We start from the raw sequence: 23,462 nt of genomic DNA, 5'->3' as shown, positions 1-23,462 counted from the left end.
AAGCGCGGATACCGGTTCCCGGCCATGGTGAGAAAAAATCGCGGCCATCCGGAGCGTTCGCCATGAGGCTTTTCGCACTCGAACTCATTCTCTCCCTGCTCGACGTCCGCGGCCATATCCCGCGTTTCGACGACTTCCGGCCGGCCCCGGCCGCGCCGGCCCCCGCCGGCGCGGTGCGCGCCCTGGCGGCCGCGATCGCCGTCTTCGTCGCGCTGTCATTGGCGATCTGGGGATTGGTCTGGCTCGCCGTGAACCTGCTCTGAACGGACGCGCCTTCGCCAAGGCCTGTCTTGCGATCTCGTCCACGCGCATGAGCGGGGCAACCGAGATCGTCATCCAGCTTGAACATGCAAACGAGTTGCCGCTGAGTTGACGCTCGGCCTCGATCGGCATCGCGCCTGCGGACGCGGTGAGTTGCCATCGCCGATCCCGCTCCTTCGAGAAATCTAGGTCATGTTGCCGAACGCGAATCCGGCGGAAGCTTGTCGCAGCACAAACACGCTTGCCGCAATCGGCGCACACTGCACTCCGTCATCAAAACCATTTCAGATGAAGGATGCTTCCGATGTTCACCCGCAGAGCCGCATTGATCAGCGCCGCCGCGACCGCCCTGATGTTGGCGATCCCGGCTTTCGCCGCCGGCGACCTCAAGCTGCCGCGTCAGAAGGTAGAGCTGGTCGCTCCGCCCTTCGTGCACGCGCACGAGCAGGCCACGACACAGGGCCCCAAGATCGTCGAGTTCAGGATGACGATCGAGGAGAAGAAAGTCGTCATCGACGACAAGGGCACCACCTTCCAGGCGATGACGTTCAACGGCTCGATGCCGGGCCCGCTCATGGTCGTGCACGAGGGTGACTATGTCGAGCTGACGCTAGTCAATCCCGCGACGAACACCATGCCGCACAACATCGACTTCCATTCCGCGACCGGCGCGCTCGGCGGCGGCGAGCTCACGCTCATCAATCCCGGCGAGCAGGTCGTGCTGCGCTGGAAGGCGACCAAGACCGGCGTGTTCGTGTATCACTGCGCACCGGGCGGCCCGATGACCCCCTGGCACGTCGTCTCGGGCATGAACGGTGCCGTCATGGTGCTGCCGCGTGAGGGGCTGAACGACGGCAAGGGCCGCGCGCTGAAATACGACAAGGTCTACTATATCGGCGAGCAGGACATGTACGTGCCGCGCGACGAGAAGGGCAACTTCAAGTCCTACGAATCGCCGGGCGAAGCCTTCACCGAGACCGAAGAGGTGATGAAGAAGCTGACCCCGACCCATGTCGTGTTCAACGGCAAGGTTGGCGCGCTCACCGGCAAGAACGCGCTCACCGCGAAGGTCGGCGAGAACGTGCTGATCGTGCACTCGCAGGCCAATCGCGACAGCCGTCCGCATCTGATCGGTGGCCACGGCGACTATGTCTGGGAGACCGGCAAGTTCGGCAACGCGCCCGAGGTCGGGCTCGAGACCTGGTTCATCCGCGGCGGCTCGGGGGGAGCTGCGCTGTACAAGTTCCAGCAGCCCGGCATCTACGCCTATGTCACGCATAACCTGATCGAGGCGGCCAGTCTCGGCGCCACCGCGCACTTCAAGGTCGAAGGCAAGTGGAACGACGATCTGATGATGCAAGTGAAGGCGCCTGCCGAAATACCTCCTGCCAGCACCAACTAGACGCGACGAAGGGGCCGGTCATCGCCGGCCCCTTTTTTCCTTCTGCGGAGGAATGATTGTGCTGATCGCATTCAAGCTCAAGCTGGCACTTGCCTGCGCGGCCGGGCTTGCGGGGCCGCTGGCCGTTGCGCCTCTGGTCTCGGAGCTGACGATGCGCCATGCCGTCGGCGAGCCGGCTTTGGTCGAGGTCGCCCCGGGCAGCTTCGCCTATCGCGAGGCCGGCGATTTCACCCGCGGCGGACAGCAGGCGGAAGCGCCGATGCGCACCATCCGGATCAACCGGCCGCTGCGCATCATGCGGAATCAGGTCGCTTCATCCGACTATCAGCATTGCGTGCAGGATGGCGCCTGCCGCGCACTCGATCGCGACGTGGCAATCGCCCCCGATCGCCCAGCAGTGCAGGTGAGCTGGCACGATGCCGAGGCCTACGCAGGCTGGCTATCGCGCAAGACCGGCCATCAATACCGCCTGCCGAGCGACGAGGAATGGGCCTTTGCCGCCGGCTCCCGATTCAAGGACGACGGCGCACCGGTCGATGCAAGCGACCCTTCGAAGCGCTGGATCAGCCGCTATGAGCGCGAATCCGAACGCGACCTCTCCGACACCACGGCTCATCGCTTCGGCAAGTTCGGCCCGAACGAGCATGGCGTCGAAGACCTCGCCGGCAATATCTGGGAGTGGACCGCGACGTGCTTCGTGCGCTCGCGTGTCGATGATTCCGGCAATCCCGGCCGCGCGACCGTGAATTGCGGCGTGCGCGTCGCCGAGGGTGCGCACCGCGCCTATGTCACCGACTTCATCCGCGACGCCCGTGCCGGCGGCTGCGCCCAGGGCGTGCCGCCCGCCAATCTCGGCTTCCGCCTGGTGCGCGAGGAGACGTCGTGGCTGGCCAGCGTCTCGCAGCGCCTGAGCAAGATGAGGCCGGCAGGATCATAGGGCGTCAATTATTTCCCATGACCGTCGCTTCAGTATTAGAATGAGTCTAAAAGATACCTTGGAATTGCTCTAAGCTTATGCTCTCGCGACATCGCGTCGCTAACGTTGGCCCCCCGCCTGCGCTACTCAATCGGCGTTCAATCTCGCGCCTGGGAGCAGCCCTTATGATCTATCTTCGCGTCCTCGCCGCGTCTGCGGCGGTGTTGAGCCTGACCACGTCTTTCGTGTCGGAGGCAGCCGCCAACGGCGAGGTCAACGTCTATACCTACCGCGAGACCAAGCTGATCCAGCCGCTGTTCGATGCGTTCACCAAGGACACGGGCATCAAGGTCAACGTCGTCTCCGCAAGCTCCGGTCTGGAGCAGCGCATGAAGGCGGAAGGGGCCAACAGTCCGGCCGACGTGCTGCTGACGGTGGACATCGGCCGCATCGACGAGGCCGTGCAGGCCGGCGTCACCCAGCCGATCAAGTCGGAGGCGGTCGACAAGGTCGTGCCGGCGCAATATCGCGATCCGGACGGACACTGGGCCGGCATCTCCATGCGCGCGCGCGTGATCTATGCCTCGAAGGATCGCGTCAAGCAGGACAAGATCACCTATGAGGAGCTCGCCGATCCCAAGTGGAAGGGCAAGATCTGCATTCGCTCGGGCCAGCACATCTATAACAACGCGCTGTTCGCGGCCTACGCGGCCAAGTACGGCGAGGCCAAGGCCGAGGAATGGCTGCGGGGCCTGAAGGCGAATCTCGCGCAGAAGCCGTCGGGCGGCGATCGCGAAGCCGCGCGTGACGTCGCCGCCGGCAAATGCGATATCGGCATCGGCAACACCTATTACTGGGCGCTGATGATGAACAACGATCCCGAGAAGAAGCCGTGGGCGGAGGCGACCCGCGTCATCCTGCCGACCTTCGAGGGCGGCGGCACCCACGTCAACCTCTCCGGCGTGCTGCTCGCCAAGAACGCGCCCAACAAGGCCAACGGTACCAAGCTGATCGAGTGGCTCGTCAGCGAGCAGGCGCAGCAGATGTATGCCGACCAGAACTACGAATATCCGGTTCGGAGCGGTGTCGCCGTCAATGCGACCATCGCCGGCTACGGCAAGCTCGTCCCGGATCCGTTGCCGATCGCAAAGATCGCCGCCAACCGCAAGGCTGCGGCCTCGCTGGTGGACAAGGTCGGCTTTGACAACTGATCTCTGGCGGCCCACGTCTATCGAACTGCTGGAAGCTACGAGCACACGGCCTCGATCGAGGGGCCGTGTGCGGGCCGGTCGCGCCGCAACCGCCATCGCGATCGCAACCGCGGTCCTGGTCGCGGCGCCCGTGATCTCGATCGTTTCGCTGGCTTTGCAGCCGGCATCCGATGTGTGGCACGACCTGATCAACTACGTGCTGCCGGCCGCCCTTCTCGACACTGCCCTTCTGCTCGTCGGGGTCGGCGCGGTCACACTTTTGATCGGCGCCGGCACTGCATGGGTGATGTCGCGCCACGATTTTGCCGGCCGGGGCATGCTGCTGTGGCTGATGCCGCTGCCGCTGGCGATTCCGACCTATCTTGCGGCGTACGTCTATGCCGATCTGTTCGAACCGCTGGGCCTGGTGCATCGCACCCTGGCGACCTGGCTGCCGCTGGGCGATGCCCTCGGCCTTCTGCCCAACCTCCGCTCGCTGCCGGGCGCCATCTTCGTGATCGGGCTCGTGCTCTACCCTTACGTCTATCTCTCGGCGCGTGCGACGTTCCAGGTTCAGTCAGCCGAATTCGCGGAAGCGGCCACGACGCTGGGCGCCGGCCGATGGACCATCTTGTGGCGCGTTTCACTGCCGATGGCGCGGCCGGCGCTGGCGGTCGGCGTGGCGCTGGTCGCGCTGGAAACGCTCAACGACATCGGAGCCAGCGAATATCTCGGCATCCGCACGCTGACGGTCTCGATCTTCACCACTTGGCTCAACCGCGGCAGCCTTGCCGGTGCAGCGCAGCTCGCATGCCTGATGCTTGCGATCGTCGCCGGCCTGATCGCGATGGAGCGTTACGGCCGTCGCAACGCCAGCATCGAATTCTCGGCCGAAAGCCCGCATGTGAGGCGGCGAACCCCGCTGTCGGGCGCAAGAGCGTCGATCGCGTTCGCGGTCTGCGTGCTGCCGGTGCTGATCGGTTTCGTGGTCCCGCTGCTCTATCTGGCGCATCAGGCTCTCGGCCGCGGCCTGCTTGCAAATTTCGACCCGCTGCTGTGGCGCCACACCTTCCATTCGTTTGCCTTTGCAGGGCTCGCAACGCTCATGGCCTTGATGCTTGCGCTCGCCACGACGATCGCGCATCGCTTGCGGCCGGATCCTCTGCGATATGTCGCGCTGAGCATCGCGCAGGCCGGATACGCGCTGCCGGGTCTCGTCATCGCTCTCGGCCTGCTCACCCCGGTGCTGGCGGTCGACAATGCGCTGAGCGCGGTCGCGACCTGGACCGGACGTTCGCTTCCGGGTCTGGTCCTGGTCGGCTCCGGGATGGCCGTCGTGATCGCCTACACGATTCGTTTTCTGGCTGTGCCGGTCGGCATGATCAAGGCCGGGTTCGACAGCATTCCGAGCGACTATGACGAGAGCGCGCGCGCGGTCGGCGCCGGCCAGGGGGTCATGTTGAGGCAGATCTATCTGCCGTTGCTCCGGCCCGCGATGCTTGGCGCCGTCATCATCATGTTCGTCGACTGCCTGAAGGAGCTGCCGGCAACGCTGCTCCTGCGGCCCCTCAACGTCGAAACGCTGTCCACGTCGATCTACCAGTACGCAAGCCGCGGCAATTTCGAGGACGGCGCGCTCGCGGCCCTCCTGATCATCGCCGCGAGCATCGGCCCGGTTGCCTGGCTGACCCGGTTCTCCGAGGTGCCGAGCGGCCCCGCTTGAAGGGGCACATCGTCCGCACATTCATGGCGCTTCGACCAATTGATAGCAAACGCTTGGTTGTCGCCGGTGCCTGCAACCTGCTCAAATCTTCCGCGCGAACATGCGAAAACCGGGCGCGCCGATGATTGCCTCGAAGTTCGGGTCGCGCTTCTCTTCCGCGAAGACAAAACCCGCCTTCGCGTAGGCGCGCTCGGCCGGCTCGTTGCCGATCAGGAACGATATCGTCGCCCGGGCAAACCCAGCTGCCCGCCCTTTGTCCAGCGCATGCGCGATCAACGCCTGCATCAAGCCACGACCACGATAGGCAGGGTCGGTCGCGACATGCTCGATCATCCAGTCGCCCTCGCCGCCCTGGACCCAGCAAGCTCGCGAATAGGCACCGCGCTGGCGGATGGCGTCGAGCTCTGACGCCGTCAGCCCAATCGACAGACCGACCTCTTCGACCGCGCGCCATGCTGCCGGTCCGGTGCCGGCTGCCGGCACGGCGCAAAGTGCAGCAGCGGGCTTGCCATCAATCTCGGCGACCAGGAACTGCGAAAAATGCCACATCGACACCGCCCGTGCGACGGCGACGCGCGCGACGAAAGCGAGGCACTCCGCTTCCGGCCAGCCGAGCGCCACGTCGAACCAGCCGCGCGGCCGGTGGCCGCGCATCGAATTCAGGATGGTTTGTGCGATGAATTCGGCATCTTCGGGACGCGCGGACCGTATCGTCATGCGCGCCCCTTTACGACGACCCTACGTGTTCTTCAGCGCGACGCGGAATTCGGCTTCGGTCTTGGACTTGATCTCGTCGAGCGTGACGCCGTCGGCGAGCTCGATCAGCGCCATGCCGCCATCGCCGTGCTTGTCGATGGTGAAGACGGCAAGATCAGTGACGACCATGTCGACGACGCGCTCGCCGGTCAGCGGCAGATTGCACCTCTTCAGGAGCTTCGGGCCGTCCTTGGCCGAATGCTCCATCACCACGACGACGCGCTTGACGCCTGCGACGAGATCCATCGCGCCGCCCATGCCCTTGACCATCTTGCCGGGGATCATCCAGTTGGCGAGATCGCCGTTCTGGGCCACCTGCATGGCGCCGAGGATCGAGAGATCCATGTGGCCGCCGCGGATCATGCCGAAGGAATCCGCGCTCGAGAAATACGAGGTCGATGGCAGCTCGCTCACCGTCTGCTTGCCGGCGTTGATGAGATCGGCGTCTTCCTCGCCCTCATAGGGGAACGGCCCCATGCCGAGCATGCCGTTCTCGCTCTGCAAGGAGACGTCCATGCCATCGGGGATGTAGTTCGAGACCAGCGTCGGGATGCCGATGCCGAGATTGACGTAATAGCCGTCGCGCAATTCCTTCGCAGCGCGCGCGGCCATCTGTTCACGGGTCCAGGCCATGTGAGTCTCCTGTTGCGCTAAGCGGCGGTACGCGGGCGGGTGTTGCGGAATTCGATGCGCTTCTTGGCCGTGCCGACCTCGACGATGCGCTTCACGAAGATGCCGGGCGTGTGGATGTGGTCGGGATTGAGTTCACCGGCGGGAACCAGATGCTCGACCTCGGCCACCGTGATCTTCGCGGCGGTCGCCATCATCGGGTTAAAGTTGCGCGCGGTCTTGCGGTAGATCAGGTTTCCGGCGGTGTCGCCCTTCCAGGCGTGCACGATGGCGAGGTCGGCGAACAGGCCGCGCTCCATCAGGTACTTCTCGCCGTCGAATTCCTTCACTTCCTTGCCTTCGGCGATCAGCGTGCCGACGCCGGTCTTGGTGTAGAAGGCCGGGATGCCGGCGCCGCCGGCGCGGATGCGCTCGGCCAGCGTGCCCTGCGGATTGAACTCGAGTTCCAGTTCGCCGGCGAGGTATTGCTGGGCGAACAGCTTGTTCTCACCGACATAGGACGAGATCATCTTCTTGATCTGGCGGGTTTCGAGCAGGCGGCTGAGGCCGATGCCGTCGACGCCGGCATTGTTGGAGACCACGGTCAGGCCCTTGACGCCGGAATCCCGGATCGCGTCCGACAGCTCCTCGGCAATGCCGCAGAGGCCGAAGCCACCCGACATGATCATCATATTGTCTTTTAGAATGCCTGACAGCGCCGACTTGGCGTCGGGATAGACCTTGTTCATACAAAAAACCTCGACTGAACCTTGGGCTGGCGGGCGTCGCGCCTCATTGGCGGCGATTATTAGGCGAAATCGTCCGAAGCCGTCAATGATACGGGGTTCTCCGCTCCGCCCCCGGGTGATAGAAGCTGCCCATGCCGTGGGCATAATCGTGCAGCGGCCTTGAAAGCGTCAAGAAAACCCATCAAGTTGCGGTACTTAACACCATAGGATCTGGGCGTTCGGCACACACGTTTCGCGGCCCGCCCTTCTGGCTCCAACGACCAACCCGATCAGGACATGCCATTGACCATGGCCCAAGGAATGAAGCGCCTCGGGACGCCGATCGCGGCGCTGCTCGGCGTCGCGCTGATCGCCCTGATCGCGACCTCCTGGCTCATCAACCGCGACGCGCTGCGCAAGGCGGTCGAAGCGCAGATCCGCGACGTCACCGGGCTCGAGCTCAATGTCGCAGGCAGCATCGAAATCTCGGTGCTTCCGGCGAGCTACATCTCCTTCCGCGACGTCGGCCTCAAGGGCGGCGGCACCAGCGCTCCCGCGCTCCAGGTCGACGTGCTCACCGCGAATTTGCGGTTGCTGCCGCTCCTGCTGCAGCGTTTCGAGATCGCCGACCTGACGCTGCTGCGGCCGCGCATCCACGTCAGCCTGAAGCCGGACGGCGAGAGCAACTGGACGCCCTTCATCCAGACCATCGCACGCACCATGAAGCCCGGGGCCGAGAACCAGGTCTCGTTCTCCGAAATCCGCATCCAGGACGGCGTGCTCGACTACGAGGACGTTGCCACGCATGCCACCGAGAAGCTCGAGGACATCGACCTGTCGCTGGCCTGGCCTTCGATCTCGCGCTCTTTTGCCGCGACCGGGCAGTTCGACTGGCGCGGCGAGCGCGTCGACGGCTCGATCAGCTTTTCCGATTTCGTCGCCGCCCTCTCCGGCGACCGCTCCGGCCTGAAGGCGCGCATCGCCAGCGCGCCGCTCAAGCTCGCCTTCGACGGCAGCGTCGCCAATCGCACCAGCGCGATGATGGAGGGCACGCTCACAGTGGACAGCCCGTCCTTGCGCAACGCGCTGCGCTGGACCGGACAGCCGCAGCCCGGCAGCGGCGGCTTCGGCCGCTTCGTGCTGAAGGCGCGCGCCAACGTCGTCGGCGCCTCGATCGCGCTCACCAATGTCAACGTCGAGCTCGACGGCAATGCCGCCGAAGGCGTCATGACCTACGCCAATAACGGCCGGCAGACGCTGCAGGCCACGCTCGCCGCCGACGCGCTCGACTTCACACCTTATATCTCGACGTTCCGCCTGCTCGCGAGTGGGGCGCGCGACTGGAACAGGCAGCTGTTCGACCTCCAGGGATTGTCGACCACCGACCTCGACATGCGCCTGTCGGCGGCCAAGCTGACGGTCGGGCCCACGCGGCTCGGCCGCACCGCGATCGGCGCCAATTTGCGGAATGGCACGCTGGCCCTCTCGGTCGGCGAGGCGCAGGTCTATGGCGGTATCGCGAAAGGCTCGTTCGGCATCGCGCGGTCCGATACGGTCGCCGACATCAAGGCGCAATTCCAGTTCACCGACGTCGATCTGCAGGCCTGCGCCACCGAGCTGTTCGGCCTCAACAAGCTGTCCGGCCGCGGCAACATCAACGTCTCGCTGTTCGCCTCGGGCTCGAGCCCGTTCGGCCTCGTGCAGTCGCTCGACGGCAGCGCCACCGTGACCGGGCATAACGGCGCGATCGCGGGCTTCAATGCCGAGCAGCTGCTGAAGCGGCTGGAGCGGCGGCCGCTGTCGGGCGGCGGCAATTTCCGCAGCGGCTCGACGCCATACGACAAGCTCACGATCGCCGTGAAATTCTCCGACGGCATCGCAACCGCCGAAGACATCCGCATCGAAGGCCCGGCGGCCAAGATCACGCTGACCGGCACCGCCTCGGTGCCGGCCCGCGAATACGACATGAAGGGCGTGGCGAGCCTCAACACGGCGTCCGGCTTTCAATTGCCCTTCATGGTGCAGGGCCCCTGGGACGATCCCCTGATCTTCCCCGATCCCGAAAGCCTGATCCGGCAGTCGCCGGCGGCGTCTCCCTTCCTCGATCTCCTCAAGCAACGCATCACGGGTGGAAAGCGCCCGGAGGGATCGCCGACCGCCGAAAATGCGAAAGAGGGCGCGAAGTCGAACTGACGATTGTGCGCCGTGGAGCGCGCGCGAATTGATCCCGGTGAATTGATGCGGCGATTGGATCGATGCGCGCATGATGCATCTCCGACGCGCTACGACCTTGGTCCGACAAGATGCGTTGATTGCGCTACCACCATGCGCTAGTGTTTTATACGACCGGTTAAAACACCGGCCGTTTGAGGGAGAAAAACGTGAAATCCAAGGTTATTGGCGCAGTTTCATTGGCGGTCGCTGCGGTTGGGCTGTTTGCCGCCACTGCGCCCGCATTTGCACAACAGAAGACGATCACGGTCTGGTGGGTCAAAGGCTTTTACAAGTCCGAGGACGAAGCGCTCGCCGAGACGATCAAGAAGTTTGAAGCCAAGACCGGCATCAAGGTCGAATTGTCGCAATACGCGATCCAGGACATGATTCCGAAGACCGTCGCAGCGCTCGATGCGGGCACCGTGCCCGACGTCGCCTATTCCGACAGCTACGACGTGCAGGTACAGGGCAAGTGGGCCTATGAGGGCAAGCTCGAGGACCTCACCGACGTCATGGAGCCGATCAAGGGCCGGTTCGTGCAGAACACGCTGGACGCCTCGATCCTCTACAACGACGTCGCCAAGAAGAAGGCCTATTACGGCTTCCCGCTGAAGCAGCAGAGCATGCACGTCCAGATCTGGAACGACATGCTGGAGAAAGCCGGCTTCAAGCAGAGTGACATCCCGAACGACTGGACCGGCTACTGGAGCTTCTGGTGCGACAAGGTGCAGCCGGCGATCCGTAAGGCCACAGGCCAGCGCATCTATGCCGTCGGCCAGCCGATGGGCGTGGAATCCACCGACTCGTTCCAATCGTTCTACACCTTCATGGACGCCTACCACGTCAAGCTGGTCGACGACGACGGCAAGCTGCTGGTGGACGACCCCAAGGTCCGCGACGGCCTGATCAAGGCGCTGAAGGACTACACCGACACCTACAGCAAAGGCTGCGCCCCGCCCTCCGCGACTACCTGGAAGGACCCGGACAACAATGTCGCCTTCCACAACAAGACGATCGTGATGACCCACAACTTCACGATCTCGATCGCAGCGAAATGGTACGAGGAATCGCAGAACCAGAACCTCACGCCGGAACAGCGCGAGGCCGGCAAAAAGGCTTATGAGCAGGACATCGTCACGGCGTCCTTCCCCAAGGCTCCCGATGGCTCGACCATCAAGTATCGCTCCGACGTCAAGACGGGTCTGATCTTCACCGCGGCCAAGAACAAGGCCGAGGGCAAGCAGTTCCTCAACTTCCTGCTGCAGGAAGAGAACATCCGTCCCTACATCGAGGGCGCGCTCGGCCGCTGGTTCCCGGTGACGAAAGAAAGCCAGGAAAGCCCGTTCTGGCAGGCCGACAAGCACCGCAAGGCCGTCTACACCCAGTTCAAGGGCGGCACCTCTCAGTTCGACTTTACCAGGAACTGGAAGTTCACGATCTTGAACAATGAGAACGTGTGGGCGAAGGCGATGAACCGCGTCGTCAGTGAGAAGGTTCCGGTCGACAAGGCGGTCGACGAACTCATCGCCCGCATCAAGCAGGTCGCGGGCTGAGTCGTCCGCCGATCTCTCCGCGTTGCGGGGGAGAGTGCAACAACAACACCGGCCGCGTCTCGCGGCCGGCTTCTCTTTGAAGAGTCCGAAAGAATGGCGATCACGCTCTCTGGCGATCAGGCAATACCCGGCCCGCCCCTGTCGTCGCGGCTGACCCCGGCGCAGGTCTGGGGCATCCTCCTGCTAACACCTTATCTGCTCGTCTTCCTTGCCTTCGTCGTCTATCCCGTCTGCTACGGGCTCTGGCTGGCACGCGATCCGGCAAACTATGTGGCGCTATATCACGACCCGATCTTCGCGCGCGCTGCAATCAACACGCTGATCTTCCTGGTCGTCGGCATCAACATCAAGATGATGATTGCGCTGTTCCTGTCCGGCTTCTTCGCGCAGCAGCGCACCTGGATCAGATGGCTGTCGGTGATCTTCATCCTGCCCTGGGCGGTGCCGTCGATCCCGACCATCCTGTCGGTGCGCTTCATGCTCAATCCCGAATGGGGCATGGTCAACCATTTCATCTTCTCCCTGACCGGCGATGACGGTCCGAACTGGCTGAACGACCCGACCGTCGCGCTCTGCATGGCGATCGCCGTGCACATCTGGAAGTCGCTGCCGTTCTGGACGCTGATCCTGATCACCGGGCGCCTTGCGATCTCGCACGATCTGTTCGAGGCCGCCGAGGTCGACGGTGCCAGCTGGTGGCAGAAATTCCGCTACATCACCTGGCCGTCGATGCAGACGCTCTACGTCACCTGCACGCTGCTCTCGATGATCTGGACGCTGGGCGATTTCAACAGCGTCTACCTGCTCACCGGCGGCGGACCTGCCGACCTCACGCACGTGCTGGCGACGCTCGGCATCCGCTATCTTCGGCTCGACCAGCTCTCGCTCGCGATGGCATCCATCGTCTGCGCGATGCCGTTCGTCCTGCCACTGGTTTACTTCATGATGAAACGGTTGTCGCGATGAAGCTTCCCTCCCTCCGTGACGTCGCGACGGAAGCGCGGCTGCTGCTGATCGGCATTCCCGTCTTCCTGTGGACGATGATCCCGATCTACCACATGTTCCTGTTCGCGATCTCCCCGAAGGAGGACGCGTTCTCGGGCAAGCTGTGGCCGGACCATCCGACGCTGCACAACTTCGAAATCGTGTTCAAGCAGCAGCACTACTTCCTGCGCGACTTCTACGCCCAGTTCTGGAATTCGACGCTGATCGCAGTCTCCGTGGGCGTGCTCACGCTGTTCATCGCGACCGCCGCGGCGTTCGCGATTTCGCGATTGAAGGTGCCGGGCGGCCGCGCCGTGCTGAACCTCGCGCTCTTCACCTATTTCATTCCGGCGGCGTTCCTCGCGGTCCCGATGTATCGCACGATGGGCAATTACGGCCTGCTCAACAATCACTGGTCGCTGATCCTGGCCATGGTGACGATCGCCTCGCCTTACGCGATCTGGGTGCTGAAGCAGGCCTCGGACAAGCTGCCGGTGGAGCTGGACGAAGCCGCGGTGATGGACGGCGCCACCACGCTGCAGATCTTCCGCCTGGTCTATTTGCCGCTGATGATGCCCTCGCTGGTCGCGATCGGCACCTATGCGGTGCTGCTGGCCTGGAACGAGTATCTCTACGCGTTCCTGCTGCTGTCGAACGACCGCGACATCACCCTCCCCGTCGCGCTCGGCAACTTCCTCGCCGCCGACGACTCGCCTTGGGAGCTGCTGATGACGACGGGCTTCATCTACGCGCTGCCGCCGGCCGCGGTCTATTACGCCTTCCGCCGCTACATGGTGGGCGGGCTCACGGCGGGTGCGGTGAAGTCGTAAATAGGCTGTCATTCCGGGATGGTCCGAAGGACCAGACCCGGAATCTCGAGCTTCTCAGGTGCGCTATTCCGCACCATGGTTCAATGCTGCGTATCGCTCCGGAGTGACGCTCTCCTCTACAGCGGCGCCGCGCTCTCGCCCTGCGAGCTCGACAGCTTGGAGGCGAGCGAAGCGATCACGATCACCACCGCGATCAGCGCGATCACCAGCGTGCAGATCGCGTTGATCTCGGGCTTCACGCCGAGCCGCACCTCCGAATAGATGCGGATCGGCAGCGTCGCCGAGCCTGGGCCCGTGGTGAAGCTCGCGATCACGAGATCATCGAGCGACAGCGTGAACGCCAGCATCCAGCCGGCGACGATTGCAGGGGCGATCAGCGGCAGCGTTACGGCAACGAACGCACCGACGGGATTGCAGCCGAGATCCATCGCCGCCTCCTCCAGCGAGCGATCGAGCGAGCCGAGGCGCGACTGCACGACCACCGTGACGAAGCACATGGTGAGCGTGGTGTGGGCGATCGTCACCGTCCAGAAACCCCGCTCGGCGTTCAGCGCAACGAACAGCAAGAGCAGCGACAATCCGGTGATCACCTCCGGCATCACCAGCGGTGCGTAGAGCATGCCTGAGAACAGGGTGCGACCACGAAAGCGTTCACCGCGCGACAGCGCCACCGCTGCGAGCGTGCCGAGCAGCGTCGCGATCGTCGCGGAGGCGACAGCGACCCGCAGGCTCATCCAGGCCGCCTCGATCATGGCGCGATCGTTGAACAACTCATGATACCAGCGCAGCGACCAGCCGCCCCACACCGTCACCAGGCGCGAAGCGTTGAAGGAATAGAGAACGAGGATCAGGATCGGCAAATAGAGGAACGCCAGCCCCAGCGCGAGCGAGGCGATGTTGAAGCGGGACAGGCGGGAGACCTTGCGCATCGCGCTATCTTCCCTGTTCCAGCTGCCGCTTCTGCAGCCGCTCGTACAGCAAGAGCGGCACCAGCAGCACGACCAGCAGCACGATCGCGGCAGCCGAGGCAACCGGCCAGTCCTTGTTGGTGAAGAATTCGAGCCACAGGGTCTGGCCGATCATCAGCGAATTGGAGCCGGCCAGAAGGTCGGGAATGACGAACTCGCCGACGATCGGGATGAAGCACAAGAGCACGCCGGCGCCGACACCGGGCAGCGACAGCGGGAAGGTGACGAGCCAGAACACCCGCCAGGGCGGCGCGCCGAGATCGGCAGCCGCTTCCTCCAGCACCGGCTCCATCTTGGCGAGCGTCGCGTAGAGCGGCAGGATCATGAACGGCAGATAGGAATAGACGATGCCGATATACATCGCGGTGTCGGTGGAGAGCCACACCACGGGCTGGCTGAAAAGATGCAGCGCCAGCAGGACCTGGTTCAGCAGGCCGTCGTGCTGGAGGATGTTGATCCAGGCGTAGATGCGGATCAGGAACGAGGTCCAGAACGGCACGATCACCAGCACCATCGCCACCGCCTGCCAGCGCTGCGGCAGCCGCGCCATCCCGTAGGCGATGGGATAGCCGATCAGGAGCAGTAGCGCGGTGGCCGTGAGGGCGACGGTGAGGCTGCGGACATAGGCGAAGACGTAAATGTCGTCGGAGGCGAGCAGCTTGAAATTGTCGACCGAGAGCGCAGCGAACGCTGCCTTCAGCGCGTCCCATCCCGCCGTGAGGTCGAACACCGGCTCGTAAGGCGGCTGCGCGATCGCGGTCTGCGACAGGCTGATCTTGAGCACGAAGCCGAACGGCACCAGGAAGAACAGCACCATCCAGACATAGGGCGCGATGGCCGCGAAGCGCGCCGGCTTTGCGAAGATGCGGCGCGAGCTCATGATTGCAGCACCACGCAATCGTCGGGCGTGAACCAGGCGACGACATGCTGGTTCAGGCTGTAGGCGTCGACATCCAGCCGCGCGCTGTTAGCGACCGACGCCTGCAGCATCCCGCCGGTGTCGAGCTTCACCTTATAGGTGGTGGTGCCGCCGAGATAGCAGATGTCCGCGATCACGCCCTCGAGGGTGTTGATCGCCGTCTCACGACCGGCCTCGTTGGCCGGGCCGCGGCGCGACAGCTTGACCTTCTCGGGGCGGATCGCGACCGCCAGTTTTCCGGTGCCGACCGCCTCACGCGGCTCGGCCACCACCAGCGCCCCCGCATCGCGCGTGCCGATGACCAGACGATGACCGTCGCGCAATTTTGACTCGCCGTCGAACAGGTTGATGTCGCCGACGAACTCGGCGATCCAGCGCGAGCGCGGCGCCTCATAGAGCTCGCGGGGGTTCGCGACCTGGGCGAGCTTGCCTGATTTCATCACGCCGATCCGGCTCGCCATCGTCATCGCCTCCTCCTGGTCGTGGGTGACGATGATGAAGGTCATGCCGAGCCGCCGCTGCAGTTCCATCAGCTCGGCTTGCGTGTTTTCGCGAAGCTTCTTGTCGAGGGCTGCGAGCGGCTCGTCGAGCAGCAGGAGTTGCGGGCGGCGCGCCAATGCGCGGGCGAGCGCCACGCGCTGGCGCTGACCGCCGGACAACTGGTCCGGCTTGCGCTTCTCCAATCCCTCGAGCTTGACCAGCGCCACCATCTCCGCGACGCGCGTGGCGATGTCGGCACGCGGCATGCCGGCGCGCTTCAGGCCGAAGGCAATGTTGTCGCGTACCGACAGATGCGGGAACAGCGCATAGTTCTGGAACATCATGTTGATCGGGCGCTCGTGCGGCAGCGCCTGCGCGATATCCTTGCCGCCGAGCAGGATACGCCCCTCGTCCGGCGCCTCGAAGCCCGCGAGCATGCGCAAGAGCGTGGTCTTGCCGCAGCCGCTCGGGCCGAGCAGCGCGAAGAACTCGCCGGCCTTGATATCGAGCGACACGCCGTCGACGGCGCGGAACGTGCCAAAGGTCTTGGCGACGCCCTCGATGCGCAGCAGCGGCTGGCCGGGCGCCGGGCATGCGTCCCCGCCAGCCGCTTCAGCCGCAACGTTCATCCCGGGCAATTCTTCCGCCATGGTCCCTGCCAACCCCGATTCCGCCGCACGCTAGCGGCCGATCGTGTTTAGCTCAACCGGTTCGGGGAAAACTTACATCGCGCCGCCGTAGCCCGGATGGAGCGAAGCGGAATCCGCGGCTGTTCGCCGGCGCAGAGACTCTCCCGGATTTCGCTTCGCTCCATCCGGGCTACACCAGTGACCGGCTCAGATCTGCCATGAACGCCGCCAGCGCGTCGTGGTCCGCCGCAGGCATTGTCAGGCCCAGCTTGGAACGGCGCCACAGAACGTCATCCGGAAAACGCGCCCATTCGTGGGTCATGAGATATCGCACCTCCGCGCCGGTCAGTTCGGGACCGAAGGCTGGGCCAAGCTCTTTGCGCGTCCTTGCTTCACCGAGCACGGCCGCCAATCGCGAGCCGTAGGCCGCGACCAGGCGCTGGGCTTCCGGCTCGGACAGAAAGCGCCAGCGCTCGCGTGCGAGGTCGACCTCGGTGTCGAAACGATCCCAGGCGAAATCTCCACCTGGCAGCGCTGCGCCGGCGGTCCAGGGCGGCGACATCGGATAGAACGGCGTCAGCCTCGTCACCGCCCGCTCGGCGCGCCGGCGCGCGGTGGTGAGGTCGCCGCCGAACATCGTGATCAGCGGTGCCTTGCGCCGGCGCGCGTGGAACAGGGTTGTGCCCTCGCGTTGCCGCGCGGACGCCGGCCTCAGATTGACGCCGCAGACCGTCCGGACCACGTCGGTCGGGGCGACGCGCTCGCGGAAGTAGCGGCTCGCCGCTTCGCAGAGATAACCGACATCGGCCCCTCGCACCGCCACGATGGCGGGGTCGCCGGTGAAATCGTGCGTGACTGTGCCGATCAGCGTGAACGCGCGCTCAAACGGGCTTGCGAAGATCAGTCGGCCGTCGCTGTTCTGGAACACGTAGACATTGTCTGAATCGAACAGCCTGGGCACGATGATCTGGCTCATCTGCATGGCCGTGGCGGCGGGCTGCGGCTGGCGCAGGACGGTCTCCGCGACGATCGAGGTCCAGCCGCCACTGGTATTGGCCAGCGCCCTTGCTGTAACGGAGCGGCGGTGGCCGCGATCGACCACGGCGAGCCGCCAGATGTCGGTTCGGTCGGCACGCACGCAGCGCGCCCCGGTCCGGATCGTCGCACCACGCTCGGCGGCGTCCAGCGCCGTGAGCACGACAAGGCGGGAATCGTCGACGATACAGTCCGAATATTCGAACGCCGTGCCGAACGGGCGCTTCAGCGCGTTGCCGACCGGGTGATGGGTGATGTCGAGGGTCGTCGATCCGGGCAGGCCGCTCCGGCCGGCGAGGACGTCATAAAGAAACAGGCCGGCCCGCAGCAGCCACGGCGGACGCTCGTCCACATGTGCAGGAATCACGAAACGCATCGGCCGCACCAGATGCGGCGCGATGGCGAGCCAGGTCCGGCGCTCGGCCAGTGCCCGGCGCACCCGCCAAAAGCCGCGGCGCTCCAGCACCGAGAGATCGCCGTGGATCAGCCGCGGTGTGGCCGACGACGCCGCGCCGCCGAGATCGCCCTGCTCGAACAGGATCACCCGCAGGCCGCGGCCCGCCGCATCGCGGGCGAGGCTGACGCCGTTCAGGCCGCCGCCGATGATCGCGAGGTCGTAATCCGCCATGAAGCCGTCGAATGGGAGCGAAGCACTCCCATCCACTAGAGCGATTTCCGTTCCGATGAAATCGGAACGGTGGCTCTAGATTCATATTCTGACGCGTTTTCTTGACGCGAGCCGCTGTCCACTTCGCTCGAAAACGCTCTAACCGGTCTTCAGCGCAAGCTCCATGGCTTCGGCGCGGCCGACGAGCCCGGCATATTTGCCGATCGGCAACGGCTTGCCGAGCAGATAGCCCTGCACCCCGTCACAGCCTTCCTTGGCGAGGAAGGCGAGCTGGTCGAGCGTCTCGACGCCCTCGGCGATGATCGACATTTCGAGGCCGTGGCCGAGGTCGATGACGGCGCGCACGATCGCCGCCGATTGCGGGTTGCGGCCGAGATTGATGATGAAGGCGCGGTCGATCTTGATCTTGTCGAACGGGAACGCCTGGAGATAGCTCAGCGAAGAATAGCCGCTGCCGAAATCGTCCATGGAGATGCGCACGCCGAGCGCCTTCAGGCGGCGCAGCAGCGCAAGGCCGCGATCGAAATCCTCGATCAGAACACCTTCGGTGATCTCGAGCTCGAGCCGGCCGGGTGCGAGGCCCGTCTCGATCAGGATCGAATGGACGAGGCCGACCACGTCGCCGTGCATGAACTGCGCCGGCGACAGATTGACCGCGACCTGCAGCGGCTTCGGCCAGGACGCCGCCTCGCGGCAGGCCTCGCGCAGGATCCACTCGCCCATCTCGACGATGAGGCCGCTCTCCTCGGCGATGGGAATGAATTCGGCCGGCGAAACCTGGCCGCGCACCGGATGCTGCCAGCGCGCCAGCGCCTCGAAGCCGATGATCTCGCTCTCGGCGACGCTGTGGCCCGCGGCCCCCTGCGGCTGGAAGGCGAGCGAGAGCTCGCCGTTCTTGACCGCCATGGAGAGGTCCTGGTGCAGCACGCGGCGGTCGCGGATCTGCTGGTCCATCTCGGGCTGGTAGAGGCTGATCGTGCCGCGCGACTTCTGCTTGGCGCGGAACAGCGCCGCGCCGGCATTGGCGAGCAGCGAGGCGCCATCGGTGCCATTGTGGGGAAAGACCGACATGCCCGTGGTGATGCCGGCGCGGACCGGGCGGCCGTCGATCTGGAAGTCCCTCGCGACAGCTTCGCCGATCTGCTGCGCCAGCGCGAGGCCCGCCTCGGGCTGCTTGCCGTCGATGATCAGGCCGAACTCGTCCCCGGACAGGCGCGCCACCACGCCGCCGCGTGCGGAATCCTGCAGCCGATGGGCGACCTCGATCAGGAGCTTGTCGCCCAGCGCATGGCCGAAGACGTCGTTGACCTCCTTGAGGCCGTCGAGGTCGACGCAGAGCACGGCGAACTCCTCGTCCGTGCCCTCGCAAGCCTCGATCATCTGAGTCAGCGCCTGCAGGAAGGCCGCGCGATTCGGCAGATCGGTGAGGCCGTCGTGATAGGCCATGTGCGCCATGCGCGACTCGGTCTGCCGGCGGTCGGTGACATCCTCGTGGGTCTTGATCAGATATTGCGGCTCGCCGGCATCATTGACCACGGTGGCGCGGCGGGTGAGGAACAGCCGCAGGCCGTTCTTGGTAGAGATCGGATGCTCCTCGGTGATCATCCCGCGCTTCTTGATCGCGGCCTCGTCGCGCGCGACGATCAGCCTGGCTTCCTTGGCGTTGAAGATGTCGGACGCGGTCAGGCCGGTGGCTTCCTCGCGCCTGCGGTTGAGGATCGTCTCCGCGCTGCGGTTGGCGAGCAGATAGCGGCCGTCCTTGACCTGCTCCACGATCAGCGCAACCGGGATGTTGTCGACCACGAGCTCGAGGAACTTCTTGGTGCTCTCCAGCTCCTGCGACAGCGAGCGGCGGTCGGTGATGTCCTCGAACAGGATGAGCAGAAATTCGGGCTTGTTGCTCTCGTTGCGGACCACGATCCGGATCGAGGCGACCATGCGCCGCGCGCCGGCACGATCCACCTCGAACTCATTGCGGTGCTGGCCATCCGGCGAATTGAGCGCGGCCTGGTCAGCGGCCTCGATGCTGGCCGCCGAGGCCGACGCAAACAGCTCCCGTGCATTCCTGCCGACGGCGAAGTCCCGCGACAATCCCCAGAACTTCTCATAGGCGCTGTTGGCGAAGATGTAGCAGCCGTCCTCGATGTTCTTGGCCGCCACGCAGGCCGGCACATGATCGAGCACCGATTCCAGGAACTGCTTGGTGGAGGCGAGCTGCCGCGACAGGTTGCGCTGCTCGGTGACGTCGAGATGGGTCGCCACCGAGCCGCCGTTCGGCAACACGAAATACTTCACCAGGATAGCCCGTCCGTCCGGCAGTTCCGTGGTCAGGCCATTGGCGCTCGATGCCTTCCGGTAAAATTCGTCATCGGTGACGCCGAGCACTCCGCGCTCGCGGCGCAGCCTCAGGATGTCGCAACCGGTCATGTTGGGCCGGAGGTCGGATCGCGTCAGGCCATAGATCTCGAGATAGCGGTCATTGCAGAAGATGACGCGGCGCTGCGCATCCGTCATCACCACGCCCTGGTTGAGGTTGTTCATGGCGGAGGAGATGAAGGCGTTGCGACGCAGCTGCAAACGGCTGGACCGGCGCAGCGAGGAATGGATCCACAGCCCGATCGCGGCGAGGAACGAGCAGACCACGATGCCCGCGATGAGGGCTTCCCAGATCACGCCGGGATCAAGCCTGGTGAGATCGCCCGGAACGGCAAGGCTGTCCGATGCCGCAAAGGCGCGCGCAGGCGCGCCCGTAACGGCCAGGCATAGGAGGGCGTGCACAGCAATCCAAAGCGTGCTGCCCACGTGCCAGTTCTTCTCAGCCATCAGCCACCCGCGATTTCAACGTCGGATTGTCTGGCTTCGCGGGTTTGGATCGGGTAAACGCCTGTGGGCACAACAGAATAATGTGACATAAAATGCGGCAATTGCCCTGACATGATAAACGACTTCTTAACGGAAGCCCCGCCTGCGCCGCCGCATCCGGACCGTGCGCCACCGGTGCTTCCAACTGGTATCCTGCACAACCATGGATAGGGTCGATTGCGTCGTCATCGGAGCCGGCGTGGTCGGGCTCGCGGTGGCCCGGAAGCTCGCCCAGGCCGGGCGCGAGGTGATCGTGCTGGAGGAAGCCGAGGCGATCGGCACCGTCACCTCCTCGCGCAACAGCGAGGTGATCCATGCCGGCATCTACTACCGGGCCGGGAGCTGGATGGCGCGCATGTGCGTGGCAGGCAAGCACGCGCTGTACCGCTACTGCGCCGAGCGCGGCATCCCGCACAAAAATTGCGGCAAGCTGATCGTCGCGACCAGCCCGAAGGAGACCGAGAAGCTGCAATCGATCAAGGCGCATGCCGAGGCCAACGGCGTGCTCGACATGCAGCTGCTCTCGGGCGAGGCCGCACGCGCGCTGGAGCCGGCGCTCGCCTGCGACGCCGCGCTGCTGTCACCGTCGACGGGCATCATCGACAGCCATTCCTACATGCTCTCACTGCGCGGCGAAGCCGAGGACGCCGGCGCAGCTTTCGCGTTTCACACCCCGCTGATCCGTGCCAAGGCGGCGGCCGGCCTCATCGAGATCGATGCCGGCGGCGAGGCACCGATGACGCTGCAATGCAACCTCCTCGTCAACGCCGCGGGGCTGTCGGCAACGCATGTGGCGCGCAACATCGACGGCATGCCGCTGGACCGGATTCCGCCGGCCTATCTCGCCAAGGGAAACTACTTCAGCTGCAACGCCAAGGCGCCGTTCTCGCGTCTGATCTATCCGGTGCCGGAGCCCGGCGGCCTCGGGGTGCACTTGACGCTGGACATGGCAGGACAGGCGCGCTTCGGGCCTGACGTCGAATGGATCGAGACGATCAACTACGAGGTCGATCCGTCACGCGCCGAGCGCTTCTATCCCGCGATCCGCAAATACTGGCCGACGCTGCCTGACGGCGCGCTGATGCCGAGCTATTCGGGCATCCGCCCGAAGATCGTGCCGCCGGCCGTGGCCACGCAGGATTTCTTGATGCAGGGCCCGCGCGATCACGGCGTTGCAGGCCTGATCAATCTGTTCGGCATCGAATCGCCGGGACTGACGTCCTCGCTCGCGATCGCCGATCACGTCGCCGAGCTCGCAGATATCGACAGTGTTTCGAGAAGCGGATAAGTGTGCGCGTCGAGAGCCACGGGTCCAAGCAAGAATGAGCGCCGCACAACCGTGTTGCACGGTACACACCTTGCAGCAGGGATGAGCACGGATGCTCTCATCCCTGCGTGAAGGACGTGATCAACTCTACACTGTCACGGGGGTTACTAGTGGAGCGTGTCGCCAGATTGCTTCAGACGCTCGATCTGGTCCTTGACCATCAACTTCCGGCGCTTCAACTCAACAATTTGCAGGTCGTCTGTTGAAAGGTGCACGAGAGCTTCGTGCAATTCGTTTTCGAGAAGTTTGTGCTTCCGTTCCAATTCAACGAGATGTGCCTGAATTGTCATTCGAAACCTCCTCGGTAGGGTTGAACCTTTAGGATTCGATCCGGACAACCAAGTCTACATCACCGATTCGTCCTGTCGATGGGTATCCGTCGTTGCAGCGTCATTTTTGAAAGTTCATATGTAACGAAGCGTGACTAAGGGAACCACGCCGGAAAAATCCATGATATCAATACGCCCACGCACCGCCGCAGCTCCCTGCAGAAATATGTTGCTGGAGATCGGGGACGAGGGATCGCAGATCGCTTGCGATCACGCGGCGCAAGGACGATAATTTCCACAGGGCATCCACAGCCCGGATCTCACGCCTATCGGTTTTCGGCCACCGCAGACATGACCAATGAAGATGAGCGTGAGCTCGAAGCCGAGCTCACCCGGTTGCAGCAGGAACACCGAGATCTCGATGCGGCGATCGATGCATTGCATCAATCGCCCGCCCCCGACCTGTTGCGGTTACAGCGCCTGAAGAAGCGCAAGCTGTTGTTGCGCGACCGCATCGCGTTCATCGAAGACCAGATCACCCCCGACATCATCGCCTGACCGTGAGCCGGTCTTGCGCGGCGCCCCGCCGCTTCCGAATCCGCTTGACTCAATAAGAACAAAATAGGAACATTCGCGGGCGCCCCACCTCAGAGAACGCTCAAGGACAACACACGAGGACAACGCAGATGTCGGCAACCGCCCTTTTCGACAACAGCCATTACGAACAGGCCTGCGATCAGGCGATCGCGATGTGCGACGGCAATCTGCGCAGCACCATCAAGGCGCTGATCATGGCCAACGAATATCTGGAAGCCGAGCTGGAGGAATTGCAGGCGGCGATTTCAGCCGGCTGCATTCCGGATATCTCGCGCAGCAAGATGCGGAGCAAGAGCAGCGCCGCATAATCTTCAACCTTGGAGCAACGCCATGTCGGATGTGACCTATTACGTTGCAATGCCCTTCTTGATCGATGACGACGGATCACCCGTCGCAGGCGCTGCAGAGGAGTGTCAGTCCTCGACGGCGGCGCTGCGACGCGCAGAGATGCTGGCGCGCGGCGCCGGCCATATCGGCGCGATCGCGTTCAGCCGCAGCGGCGATCCCATGACCGGCGAATTCGGCGACGCGACGCTGCTGCGCAAGTTCGGCAACGTGCCGGAAGATCTTGCCACCCTCTAG

At 64.3% G+C, this 23,462-nt stretch carries 22 protein-coding genes; 13 read left to right on the top strand and 9 right to left on the bottom strand.

The window, feature by feature from the left end:
* The first annotated feature begins 62 nt into the window (after nucleotides 1-62).
* From I6F09_RS10155 to I6F09_RS10135, 5 genes are all read left to right on the top strand, one after another.
* Nucleotides 63-263 carry a hypothetical protein gene (locus tag I6F09_RS10155; RefSeq protein WP_035998787.1) on the top strand — a complete coding sequence of 67 codons (201 nt, stop codon included), beginning with the start codon at nucleotides 63-65 and terminating at the stop codon, nucleotides 261-263.
* Nucleotides 264-565: 302 nt separating this feature from the next.
* Nucleotides 566-1,663: a copper-containing nitrite reductase gene (nirK, locus tag I6F09_RS10150; RefSeq protein WP_225187976.1), complete on the top strand. Its 1,098-nt coding sequence runs from the start codon at nucleotides 566-568 to the stop codon at nucleotides 1,661-1,663.
* 58 nt (nucleotides 1,664-1,721) lie between these two features.
* The gene (locus I6F09_RS10145) at nucleotides 1,722-2,600 is read left to right on the top strand and encodes an SUMF1/EgtB/PvdO family nonheme iron enzyme (RefSeq protein WP_225139243.1); all 879 of its coding nucleotides are present in this window, start codon (nucleotides 1,722-1,724) and stop codon (nucleotides 2,598-2,600) included.
* Between the two features lie 164 nt (nucleotides 2,601-2,764).
* On the top strand, nucleotides 2,765-3,790 hold the full coding sequence (locus I6F09_RS10140; protein WP_035998784.1) for a Fe(3+) ABC transporter substrate-binding protein: 1,026 nt from the start codon (nucleotides 2,765-2,767) through the stop codon (nucleotides 3,788-3,790).
* Between the two features lie 67 nt (nucleotides 3,791-3,857).
* Nucleotides 3,858-5,492, top strand: a complete 1,635-nt coding sequence (locus I6F09_RS10135) for an iron ABC transporter permease (RefSeq protein ID WP_035998781.1) — start codon at nucleotides 3,858-3,860, stop codon at nucleotides 5,490-5,492.
* 81 nt (nucleotides 5,493-5,573) lie between these two features.
* Here I6F09_RS10135 and I6F09_RS10130 read toward each other — a convergent pair whose 3' ends face one another.
* Genes I6F09_RS10130 through I6F09_RS10120 form a run of 3 tightly spaced genes read right to left on the bottom strand, consistent with a single transcriptional unit; the run spans nucleotide 5,574 to nucleotide 7,606 of the window.
* Complete coding sequence (locus I6F09_RS10130) at nucleotides 5,574-6,209, bottom strand: GNAT family N-acetyltransferase (protein ID WP_057028038.1); 636 nt, start codon at nucleotides 6,207-6,209, stop codon at nucleotides 5,574-5,576.
* Nucleotides 6,210-6,230: 21 nt separating this feature from the next.
* The gene (locus I6F09_RS10125) at nucleotides 6,231-6,881 is read right to left on the bottom strand and encodes a CoA transferase subunit B (protein WP_035998776.1); all 651 of its coding nucleotides are present in this window, start codon (nucleotides 6,879-6,881) and stop codon (nucleotides 6,231-6,233) included.
* A gap of 17 nt (nucleotides 6,882-6,898) precedes the next feature.
* Nucleotides 6,899-7,606 (bottom strand): CoA transferase subunit A, encoded by a 708-nt coding sequence (locus I6F09_RS10120; RefSeq protein WP_035998773.1) that lies wholly within the window; start codon nucleotides 7,604-7,606, stop codon nucleotides 6,899-6,901.
* A gap of 288 nt (nucleotides 7,607-7,894) precedes the next feature.
* On the opposite strand from I6F09_RS10120, the gene I6F09_RS10115 reads away from it, so the two are divergent.
* The 4 genes from I6F09_RS10115 (at nucleotide 7,895) to I6F09_RS10100 (ending at nucleotide 13,166) form a co-directional block, all read left to right on the top strand.
* Complete coding sequence (locus I6F09_RS10115; RefSeq protein WP_036021980.1) at nucleotides 7,895-9,778, top strand: AsmA family protein; 1,884 nt, start codon at nucleotides 7,895-7,897, stop codon at nucleotides 9,776-9,778.
* A 188-nt stretch (nucleotides 9,779-9,966) separates the two neighbouring features.
* The gene (locus tag I6F09_RS10110) at nucleotides 9,967-11,352 is read left to right on the top strand and encodes an ABC transporter substrate-binding protein (RefSeq protein WP_035998767.1); all 1,386 of its coding nucleotides are present in this window, start codon (nucleotides 9,967-9,969) and stop codon (nucleotides 11,350-11,352) included.
* Nucleotides 11,353-11,445: 93 nt separating this feature from the next.
* A complete protein-coding gene (locus I6F09_RS10105) occupies nucleotides 11,446-12,318 on the top strand; it encodes a sugar ABC transporter permease (RefSeq protein ID WP_035998764.1) in 873 nt (290 codons plus the stop codon).
* Nucleotides 12,315-13,166, top strand: coding sequence for a carbohydrate ABC transporter permease (locus I6F09_RS10100; protein ID WP_035998760.1), 852 nt, complete (start codon nucleotides 12,315-12,317; stop codon nucleotides 13,164-13,166). Before I6F09_RS10105 ends, I6F09_RS10100 begins: the two co-directional genes overlap by 4 nt.
* A 116-nt stretch (nucleotides 13,167-13,282) precedes the next feature.
* Here I6F09_RS10100 and I6F09_RS10095 read toward each other — a convergent pair whose 3' ends face one another.
* From I6F09_RS10095 to I6F09_RS10075, 5 genes are all read right to left on the bottom strand, one after another.
* Nucleotides 13,283-14,095 carry an ABC transporter permease subunit gene (locus I6F09_RS10095; protein WP_036041161.1) on the bottom strand — a complete coding sequence of 271 codons (813 nt, stop codon included), beginning with the start codon at nucleotides 14,093-14,095 and terminating at the stop codon, nucleotides 13,283-13,285.
* A 4-nt stretch (nucleotides 14,096-14,099) separates the two neighbouring features.
* On the bottom strand, nucleotides 14,100-15,014 hold the full coding sequence (locus tag I6F09_RS10090; RefSeq protein ID WP_225187975.1) for an ABC transporter permease: 915 nt from the start codon (nucleotides 15,012-15,014) through the stop codon (nucleotides 14,100-14,102).
* The gene (locus I6F09_RS10085; protein WP_225126275.1) at nucleotides 15,011-16,183 is read right to left on the bottom strand and encodes an ABC transporter ATP-binding protein; all 1,173 of its coding nucleotides are present in this window, start codon (nucleotides 16,181-16,183) and stop codon (nucleotides 15,011-15,013) included. The genes I6F09_RS10090 and I6F09_RS10085 overlap by 4 nt, the downstream gene beginning before the upstream one ends.
* 169 nt (nucleotides 16,184-16,352) lie before the next feature.
* Nucleotides 16,353-17,825 (bottom strand): glycerol-3-phosphate dehydrogenase, encoded by a 1,473-nt coding sequence (locus I6F09_RS10080; protein ID WP_225126276.1) that lies wholly within the window; start codon nucleotides 17,823-17,825, stop codon nucleotides 16,353-16,355.
* Nucleotides 17,826-17,963: 138 nt separating this feature from the next.
* Nucleotides 17,964-20,648 (bottom strand): EAL domain-containing protein, encoded by a 2,685-nt coding sequence (locus I6F09_RS10075; RefSeq protein ID WP_225126277.1) that lies wholly within the window; start codon nucleotides 20,646-20,648, stop codon nucleotides 17,964-17,966.
* A gap of 202 nt (nucleotides 20,649-20,850) precedes the next feature.
* On the opposite strand from I6F09_RS10075, the gene I6F09_RS10070 reads away from it, so the two are divergent.
* Nucleotides 20,851-21,975: an NAD(P)/FAD-dependent oxidoreductase gene (locus I6F09_RS10070; RefSeq protein ID WP_225187974.1), complete on the top strand. Its 1,125-nt coding sequence runs from the start codon at nucleotides 20,851-20,853 to the stop codon at nucleotides 21,973-21,975.
* A 146-nt stretch (nucleotides 21,976-22,121) separates the two neighbouring features.
* Here I6F09_RS10070 and I6F09_RS10065 read toward each other — a convergent pair whose 3' ends face one another.
* Entirely contained in the window at nucleotides 22,122-22,304 is a 183-nt protein-coding gene (locus I6F09_RS10065; protein ID WP_008546178.1) for a DUF465 domain-containing protein, read from the bottom strand.
* Between the two features lie 330 nt (nucleotides 22,305-22,634).
* Here I6F09_RS10065 and I6F09_RS10060 point away from each other — a divergent pair, with 330 nt between their 5' ends.
* From I6F09_RS10060 to I6F09_RS10050, 3 genes are all read left to right on the top strand, one after another.
* On the top strand, nucleotides 22,635-22,841 hold the full coding sequence (locus I6F09_RS10060; RefSeq protein ID WP_008546179.1) for a DUF465 domain-containing protein: 207 nt from the start codon (nucleotides 22,635-22,637) through the stop codon (nucleotides 22,839-22,841).
* Between the two features lie 128 nt (nucleotides 22,842-22,969).
* Nucleotides 22,970-23,188, top strand: a complete 219-nt coding sequence (locus tag I6F09_RS10055) for a hypothetical protein (protein WP_225187973.1) — start codon at nucleotides 22,970-22,972, stop codon at nucleotides 23,186-23,188.
* A 22-nt stretch (nucleotides 23,189-23,210) separates the two neighbouring features.
* The gene (locus I6F09_RS10050; RefSeq protein ID WP_036021965.1) at nucleotides 23,211-23,462 is read left to right on the top strand and encodes a hypothetical protein; all 252 of its coding nucleotides are present in this window, start codon (nucleotides 23,211-23,213) and stop codon (nucleotides 23,460-23,462) included.

This window comes from Bradyrhizobium sp. IC3195 (assembly GCF_020193585.1).
In the GTDB taxonomy this organism is placed as follows: Bacteria; Pseudomonadota; Alphaproteobacteria; order Rhizobiales; family Xanthobacteraceae; genus Bradyrhizobium; species Bradyrhizobium yuanmingense.
The sequence above is the reverse complement of the archived record's forward strand: the minus strand, read 5'-3'. Positions and strand labels throughout refer to the sequence as shown.